At 49.0% G+C, this 8190-nt stretch carries 7 protein-coding genes and 1 pseudogene; 4 read left to right on the top strand and 4 right to left on the bottom strand.

The genetic code is table 11. The features are described from left to right. Positions 1 to 366: 366 nt before the first annotated feature. The 4 genes from K8S15_05595 to K8S15_05580 all read left to right on the top strand — a co-directional run bounded on the left by K8S15_05595 (position 367) and on the right by K8S15_05580 (position 4713). On the top strand, positions 367 to 672 hold the full coding sequence (locus tag K8S15_05595) for a metalloregulator ArsR/SmtB family transcription factor (GenBank protein ID MCD4775509.1): 306 nt from the start codon (positions 367 to 369) through the stop codon (positions 670 to 672). Next, a complete protein-coding gene (locus K8S15_05590; protein MCD4775508.1) occupies positions 659 to 2509 on the top strand; it encodes an ABC transporter ATP-binding protein/permease in 1851 nt (616 codons plus the stop codon). The genes K8S15_05595 and K8S15_05590 overlap by 14 nt, the downstream gene beginning before the upstream one ends. Continuing rightward, positions 2506 to 4269, top strand: a complete 1764-nt coding sequence (locus K8S15_05585) for an ABC transporter ATP-binding protein/permease (protein MCD4775507.1) — start codon at positions 2506 to 2508, stop codon at positions 4267 to 4269. Before K8S15_05590 ends, K8S15_05585 begins: the two co-directional genes overlap by 4 nt. Before the next feature lie 231 nt (positions 4270 to 4500). After that, positions 4501 to 4713: a hypothetical protein gene (locus tag K8S15_05580; protein MCD4775506.1), complete on the top strand. Its 213-nt coding sequence runs from the start codon at positions 4501 to 4503 to the stop codon at positions 4711 to 4713. 62 nt (positions 4714 to 4775) lie between these two features. On the opposite strand, the gene K8S15_05575 is transcribed toward K8S15_05580, so the two are convergent. The 4 genes and pseudogenes from K8S15_05575 to K8S15_05560 all read right to left on the bottom strand — a co-directional run bounded on the left by K8S15_05575 (position 4776) and on the right by K8S15_05560 (position 8140). Beyond that, positions 4776 to 5762, bottom strand: a complete 987-nt coding sequence (locus K8S15_05575; protein MCD4775505.1) for a nucleotidyl transferase AbiEii/AbiGii toxin family protein — start codon at positions 5760 to 5762, stop codon at positions 4776 to 4778. Further along, entirely contained in the window at positions 5744 to 6562 is an 819-nt protein-coding gene (locus tag K8S15_05570) for a transcriptional regulator (protein MCD4775504.1), read from the bottom strand. The genes K8S15_05575 and K8S15_05570 overlap by 19 nt, the downstream gene beginning before the upstream one ends. Before the next feature lie 378 nt (positions 6563 to 6940). Further along, the gene (locus K8S15_05565; GenBank protein ID MCD4775503.1) at positions 6941 to 7921 is read right to left on the bottom strand and encodes a transposase; all 981 of its coding nucleotides are present in this window, start codon (positions 7919 to 7921) and stop codon (positions 6941 to 6943) included. Between the two features lie 9 nt (positions 7922 to 7930). Further along, positions 7931 to 8140: pseudogene (locus tag K8S15_05560) on the bottom strand (transposase zinc-binding domain-containing protein). Between the last annotated feature and the right edge of the window lie 50 nt (positions 8141 to 8190).

Raw genomic sequence — 8190 nt, 5'->3', positions numbered from 1 at the left:
CGACAAGCAAAGATCGTAACTAGAATTATTCTAGCTAAGTGATATAAGGGGAGGTTTTCGTACCTCCCCTTTCTCGTGGATGATCATTCACTACTCTCAAACAACCTTCCTGATGCGGAATAGGGAGTCCTTCTCCTAACTGACCTCGCTGGTTTGACTGTCTCGGAGGTATCTTCCCACATTCTTTCACCGGTTATCATTTACTCAAAATGACAGAAATCAGAATATTCGATTTAAGTCAATCAGATCCGGAAAATCCCTTGCGGATACGTTACTGGAAGGGATGAACCATCAGCATTGTATCCACCAACGATCACTCTGATCTTTCTGAAAGCAGTTGACTAATCTATATAGGTATATTACTATATGGTTATGAAAGAACTCAAGAAACTGGCTCAGCTTCACAGGGCTCTGTCATCGGTATCGCGCCTTCGAATACTGAGGATGCTCATAGACAGTCCCATGTGCGTGAACGCAATCACAGATAGACTGAACATCAGCCAGCCCTCGGTATCCCAACATCTTGCGGTACTTGAAAGGGCCGGGCTGATCGAAAGCCACAGGGACGGCTGCAGGACACATTACGGCCTTGATATGGATAACCTGCCTTATATTCGAAATGTCCTGATGGAAATACCCTACGGGAATCCGGATATGGATGATGAATCCTGAGCAGTCGGGAGCCAGAAAACTGGAGGGTAAAGGTCACGTGAAGGCTGAAGGCAAGGCCATAAACAGAACCTCCGGGCCAGCATGGCCGCTTCTAAAAAGACTGGCGCACTATGTAAAATCCAACTTGGGCCTCTTTGCCGTCACCGTTTCTGCCGCCGCCTTCGCGGCGATATTCGAGCTGCTTCCTCCCTTCCTCATCCGCGCAGCAATCGACAGGTGCGTACTGGGGGAAGAGGGCAATCTCATATGGCTGTGGGCAGCGGGATTACTTGCAGTATCATTGCTGCAGGGGGGTGTGGATTTCCTGAGGCTTTACCTCACCGCCCTGCTGGGGCAGAAAATAGTGTTCAGGATAAGGAACGATCTCTTCACTCACCTGAACAGACTTTCATTCTCCTTCTTCGACCGGGCCCGAACGGGCGATCTAATGTCCAGGGTAACATCGGATACGGACGTTCTCAGCATGTTCTTCGGCCGCGCGGGAATAATCGTCCTTACTAACGCCCTTTTCCTTATAGGTGTCATGGTTGTGCTCTTCTCCTGGAACTGGATCCTTGGCCTTGTATACGCTGCCATGCTCCCGGTGATTGTAGTGGCCATACGCATCTACGCCAGAAAAGTCAGGCCAGCCATGGGAAGGGTCAGAAAGACTCTCGGACTGCTGGGTTCCACCCTTCAGGAAACCCTTGCCGGAATAATGGTAGTGAAGGTTTTCGGGCGAGATAAGTACGAAGAGAAACGTTTCGACCGCTCAAGCAGCAAAAACCTCAGCGCTGGTGTTGAGGCAGCGAAGATACAATCCCTCTGGATGCCCTTCATGAACGTATTCATGGGAATAGGAACAGGCCTGATACTCTGGGTTGGAGGGTACGGCGTAATAAGGGGAGAAATTTCACTTGGCACACTGATAGCTTTCATCACCTACATCAGCATGCTGCTGCGGCCGGTAAGGCAGACGGGCATGATGATGAACGTTGTCATGAGATCCATGGCAGCATCGGAGCGGATCTTCGAGGTAATGGATACAATCCCGGAGATAGCCGACTCCCCCGGTGCACTGCCCCTCCCTCCCATTCAGGGAATAGTGAAATTCGACAATGTCTCCTTCTCATACGATGGTAATAATCCTGTTCTCATTGATGTGTCCCTGAAAGCACTTCCCGGAGAACTGGTGGCCGTGGTCGGCCCTTCAGGGGCAGGCAAGAGCACCTTAGTACACCTGATCCCAAGATTCTACAACGCAGAACGGGGTTCATTAACGCTGGATGGGAACGATGTCAGGGAAGTTACTCTGGACAGCCTTCGAAGAAACGTTGGCATAGCTCTTCAGAGCGTATTCCTCTTCGACACATCTATCAGGGAGAATATCGCCTACGGAAGTCCAGGCGTCTCCGACAGAGAGATAGAGAGAGTGGCCAGGACCGCCCAGATTCATGATTTCATACACTCCCTTCCCATGGGATACGGTACGCCTGTAGGTGAAAGAGGAGTCCGGCTATCCGGAGGTCAGCGCCAGAGGATAGCACTGGCTCGAGTACTCCTGCATAACCCCCGGGTCCTCATACTGGACGAGCCCACATCAAGTGTTGACGCAGCCACTGAAAGAAAACTCAGGGACGCCTTCGAAGTGGCAAGAAAGGGGCGAACCACATTCGTCATAGCCCACAGGCTGGGGACCGTTAGACACGCTGACAGAATAATCGTACTGAAGAATGGCAGAGTCGAGGAACTGGGATTGCCAGAGGCTGGAAAAACCGCCCACGAAATGCTCATGGACGCCGGAGGCCTGTACAGCACTCTCTATTCGCTCCAGTTCACCGAAGCGGTGGAACCATGAACATAAGAGGCGGATTCATGGGCAGGCTGCAACGGGAGGAAGCGGATTTCAAGTTCTCCAATCTACGGAAGGGCTCATTACGACTTATAGCACACTACGTGAAACCCTACAGGGGCCGAGTGCTGATGGCTGTGCTTCTGATGCTGCTTTCAACCGCGGCCTCACTTGCCATGCCTCTGCTGGCCAAACTGGCCGTGGACGGTTACATAGTACCAGGTAATCTTAAAGGATTAACAATGGTGGCTCTGGCATACATTCTGCTCAATGCCGTATTCTGGCCTGCACTCTTCGGCCAGGGATACCTCTCCGGCTGGGTCAGCCAGCACGTGGTCTACGACATCAGAAAGGACATGTTCAGGAGCATCCTCAGAAGGTCCATAGAGTTCCACAGGCGTGAGAAGGTGGGACAGGTGATGTCCCGGGTCACCAACGATGTGAACAATGTGGCGAGTTTCGTGTCCTCGAATCTCATACATCTTTTCAACGACATGCTCACCGTCTGCGGAATAGTGGTTGTAATGGCGCTGCTAGACCTACGCCTTACACTCGTTACGATGGTGAGTGTACCTGTGGTGGTTGTAAGCCTTAGCATTATTGCCAGGAAAATGAGAAGAGCCTACATACATGTGCAGCAGGAAATGGCAGCCGTGAACACAGGCGTGGAACAGGGCGTAGTCGGCATGAAGATCACCCAGTCCCTCTCCAGGGAATCATTTAGCATAGAACAGTTCGAGATGCTCAGCCTCAGGAACATGAAGGCCAACCTCCGCACCGCCGTACTCTTCGCCTCACTCTTCCCCATAATGACAGTAAGCAACATGCTCAGCATAGCCCTGGTGATAGGTTACGGAGGATCACTGGTAACCGCGGGAACCATCACCATAGGCGTTATCCTCGCCTTCCTCGGTTACGTGAACCGTTTCTTCGGTCCAATCAGGGAACTGAGCCTCGCATACAACTCCCTCCAGGCCGCCGCCGCATCACTCACAAGGATAGGCGAATACCTGGAAATGGAACCCGGCATCAGGGAACCAGAAAAGCCCGAGGAACCAGATGGCGGTTTCAAAGGTGGAATTGATGTAGATAACCTGACCTTCGCCTACAAAGAGGAACCTGTTCTAAAGAACATCGAACTGAAGATAGATCCGGGGGAAACAATCGCAGTAGTCGGCCCGACAGGTGCTGGCAAGAGCACACTGGCTCTGCTCCTTGCAAGGCTGTACGACCCCGGCGAAGGACAGGTACTCATAGACGGCACGGACCTCAGAAACATCAGCAACAGAAAACTCAGGGAACTGGTAACCGTCGTACCACAGGAGACCTACCTCTTCCCCGACACCGTAATGGAGAACATCCGCTACGGTAATCCGAAAGCCTCAGATGAAGAAGTCAGAGAAGCCGCAAAGCTGATCCAGGCTCATGACTTCATAGAAAACCTGCCAAAGGGATACGAAAGCCAGGCAGGGGAAGCCGGAGCCCTTCTCTCCGGCGGCCAGAGACAGCTGATAGCCCTTGCCAGGGCTGTACTTGCCGATCCCCTTATCCTTGTCCTGGATGAGACAACCGCCCATGTGGACGCCCTAACCGAACAGAAGCTTCAGGAAGCCATGGAAGAGGTATCAAAGGGCAGAACAACCATCATCATCGCCCACAGGTTTACAACTATCAGAAACGCAGACAGGATGGTCGTTATCAAAGAGGGAAGGATCAAATCTGTCTCCGCACCGCATGATTTCACGGAAGATACGAAAGTCGATTAACTTTCTATAAGAATCCGTATCACTTCACGTCATCCTGGCACTGCTGATTAAACCATTCATCTTCAAATACATATCCATATGAGAGCTGGCATCAATATGTCATATAATCCAATAAACATCATCAATCTAAACAGTGAATAACCAAATGTAATACTGTTCATAGTGATATGCTGATGTGTTTAACTGGTTTGTAAGTACTTGCTCACATATGATTGAGATTCAGGAGGAATTATGGATAGAGAAGAATTGCTGGATTCAGACAGAAGGCTGATAGTCTCAGAGAGCGCTCATGGCAACAATAGCTTCGATGAATGGCTAATGCGTTTCCATGGAACAGTGATCCAACCCCCTCAACGCAACTCCTACACCCAACTCGATGACTTCACCGAGTGGCGCATCAGTGAGGTTTTCAAGGGGAACCCTCGCGAGTTTCTCATTCGCTAAACAGGATATCCAGCGAAATTCTCATCCGGCATCTGACGACAACTATCGCTCAGCAACATTATTCAGCGTATGCCTTTGTACCTTCGAACATTGAGAGCTTTCCACTCAAGAAGAGGTTGACATTGAATCCTCCCCTGTAATTCCTGATCAGTTGTAAGAAGCAACGGTTCTATTCTTCCTTTATCCAATATCAGGTTCAGAAATTCAAGTTCATTATCCTCAAAGGGTAATACCATTGATAATGCGTGTCTGCATTCCTCAATGAGTCTTTTCCCGTATTCCTCTGCAGTCCCCCGCTCTTCCGTGGTGCTTGAATTGAGTGTTGGGATCAGTTGATGCGCTATTTCTGCAGAATCAACATCCACATCATTAATTGAGACTGTTCGCCAATCCTTTCGATTCATTGCACCGTATACGACAAATGCGATTCGTAACCGATCTCTATTCAATTCCTTCATGGATAGAATCATCTGACAGTCGAACAGATCTCTTGCTTTTCTGCGTGAGAGCAATGCTGAGAGCTTCCCAGCGGCAAGTTCGTGAATATCAAGAACCGGAATATTCTTTGCCTGGAAGCCGTTAAATGGATGGGAATCCAATTTACGGATATCCCATAGAGGCTGTCTGAACATGAAATTAAAATCAACCTCAAGGTTACCGGATTGCCCTGTGAAACTCTGATAATTCAAGCGCCATTTCCCTCCTGCATGCTCAACAGGTACTCTTCTGACAGTTAAGCCTTCTCTGGAGAATACAGCCTTCAGAGCCTGATCAACTCCCTGACGTTCCTTCAACATCTCTTCTCGATTCAAAGCCCCTGTATAATTGAGATCAATATCAACAGAAAGCCTGGGAAGATTGAAAACGAACATGTTCAGCGCTGTGCCACCCTTCAATACCCATTTTCCCTTCAGAAAAGGATGTGAGTTCAGGGCATGTAAAAGGTTCAGAAGATGTATAACCTTTTCAAGTATCTCCACTCTGAAACCGGTTGAATCAGCAACAGGTAATAACTCCGATGCCGATAGCTTCATAATACTTCTCCCCATGACTCATTCAGTATTTCTTCAGGTACCAAGAGATTCCAGTTTTTTACCAGCTTACATCCCTCCCTTTTGCCCCGGATCATGTAATGAGGCTGCACAGGCCGCAGTTCATGTAAACGGTTCAGATATGAACCGGAAACCATCAGGGCTTCTCTGTTCTGCTCCAGAAAAAATCCAACTTTTGCAGCGGTGGTTGCGTTTTCCAGCAGCAATGTATACTCAACCACCTTATCAAGATCGAAATACTCTATCGATTGCAGTGATCTCCATATCTCCTCCCAGCTCCCGGTGAGTTCCGGTCGGTTCAGTACATCCACCATTGTTCTCTCAAGGCCGGTTACAAGTATTTCCACCCCTGAACGCATGTAACGATCAACACCGAACATCATTCTGTCTTTTGCAACCAGGGCTGCCTGCACAGACACGCTTCTGAATTCGAAAGAACGGAAGTTAAAGGGCAGTGACTTGCTGACACTCACATAGTGAAACCTTGAAAATACGCTATATGCTTTCCCATGAAATTCCAGAGCGGTATGGTATGCAAGTATAGCATCTTTTGTCAGTTTCGCGACTATCATGTACGGATCGACCAGACAGTTGTCAGGGCTGTACCCATAAGGCACAACAGCGTACAATCCACGGCGCAGAATCAATATCCGCCCCTGGTTACGATGATAGGTTAAAAGAGATTTCCGTGTATTCACATTGCCTGAAGAACGCTCAGACAGAAAACAGTCCAGTTCATCCACCGTAAACACAGCATGCAGCGCAAAGAACTCATTCAATCTTCTGGACTTATTCATATGACTCTCATTCGATATAGTATTAATATTCTAAGTACTATTTAGCATATTTGTCAAGTCTTACAGAATATACATGACGATTGTACGAATAAGTACCGAATATATTAGTACTTTTCATGTAATATGTCATATGAAAATAACAATAGGACAATGGATTTTCGCGAATCCCTTAGCCTGCTCACGAAGTAGCCAATTCGTCTCGATAAACTTCCGATTCCTGCCTGAAACCAGCATGCCAGAAGCTTGTGGTTCCCGGGTGATCCCGGAAACTGACAATACCATCTGAGAAACCACCGGTCAAACATGATTGTCGGCAGATGTGCACTGGAGACTCGGTGTCAGGATGTACGTCCCCCGTGAAGCGGATCCGGGAAATTATTATCCAACCTCTATCTCCGGCACATCATCCTTCCATGGAACGTAGTCTGCGCAGGGTTCGCAAACCATTTCCACGGGTTCGGGTGGAGGTCTGGGATCCTCCCATAGATCAAGGTGTTTCAGGATGCGCCTGATAACCGAAGGTTGTTCTATGAAAGAGATGACCTTCATCTGTCCTCCGCACTTCGGGCACTTCAGAGCGTCAACATTCCAGACTTTTTTCAGAAGTACGGCCCACAGTTGTCTTCTGCGGCGGGAGTATGAGGAACGATCTTTCAGCGAAGAAGCAGGTTCCTCATCGCCTGGTGCTTTCTGTAAGATCCCCTGGCGGCGTTCACGGCCACGCCATGCCTGGCTGTAAGCCCCATAGTAGATAACCTGCTTTGCGCCCTTCCTTGGGATGTGGGATGTTATCCGTGCTATCCACTCCAGGGGTTCTGAAACATCGAAGTTCCTGGCAAGGGTGGGGTGAAAGTGTTCACCTTTGTAGACAACGGTCTCTGAGCTTTCATTGAAGCTCATCCTCTCAAGCGAAAATGGTGCCCTTGAAATGTATTCACTCAGAGTCTTTCGACCGTTTATATCATCGGCTTTTACGGGCTTGCCGCAGTGAACGCTGAAGCCGCTGTGCTTCCAGGAGTTCATGTTCTCCACCAGTTCCTTTGAGATCATGCCCTCTTCGAGAAGCATTTTGAAAACGAGACTGGCAAAGAGCTTTTCAATCCCCTGAACATTTGAAGTGTCTATTCCAGGCATGAGGTAGTAATTGCCTTCCCTGTCCCAGCAGGTGTCAGTAATCAATGCATGAACATGGGGGTTCCAGTTGGCCATGCCACCGAAGGTCTGCGGTACAAGGATGCCCCCTGGAAAAACATCCCTGCGACCAAGGGCTTCATGAAGGAACATCGTGAGAGCGTCCCAGGCGCATCCGCAGAGCTTTGGAATAAGCTTCCTGTGATACAGGAAGTGCAGCCTGAGCATTTTCGGAACACTCCATACCCAATGACGGTGTGAAACAGGCCTGTAGAGTTCTTCTTCAAGGAAAATCGCCAGGTCCAGCGATTTCCTCTTCGAGCAGGATTGGCAGAAACCACGGCACTTGCAGGAAAAGGCCCTTAGATACTCAGCGCCGCATTCTTTACACCTGATCCTCGCGAAGCCATACTGTGGATCGCCGCATTTAAGATAGTATTTTACAATATGTTACAAACTTTTATTACTCTGTTCACAATCGCTCCTTAGAATATCAT

This window comes from Candidatus Aegiribacteria sp. (genome assembly GCA_021108005.1).
GTDB lineage: Bacteria > Fermentibacterota > Fermentibacteria > Fermentibacterales > JCC-6 > Aegiribacteria.
Note: the sequence above shows the minus strand (reverse complement) of the source record. Positions and strands in the feature narration are given on the sequence as shown.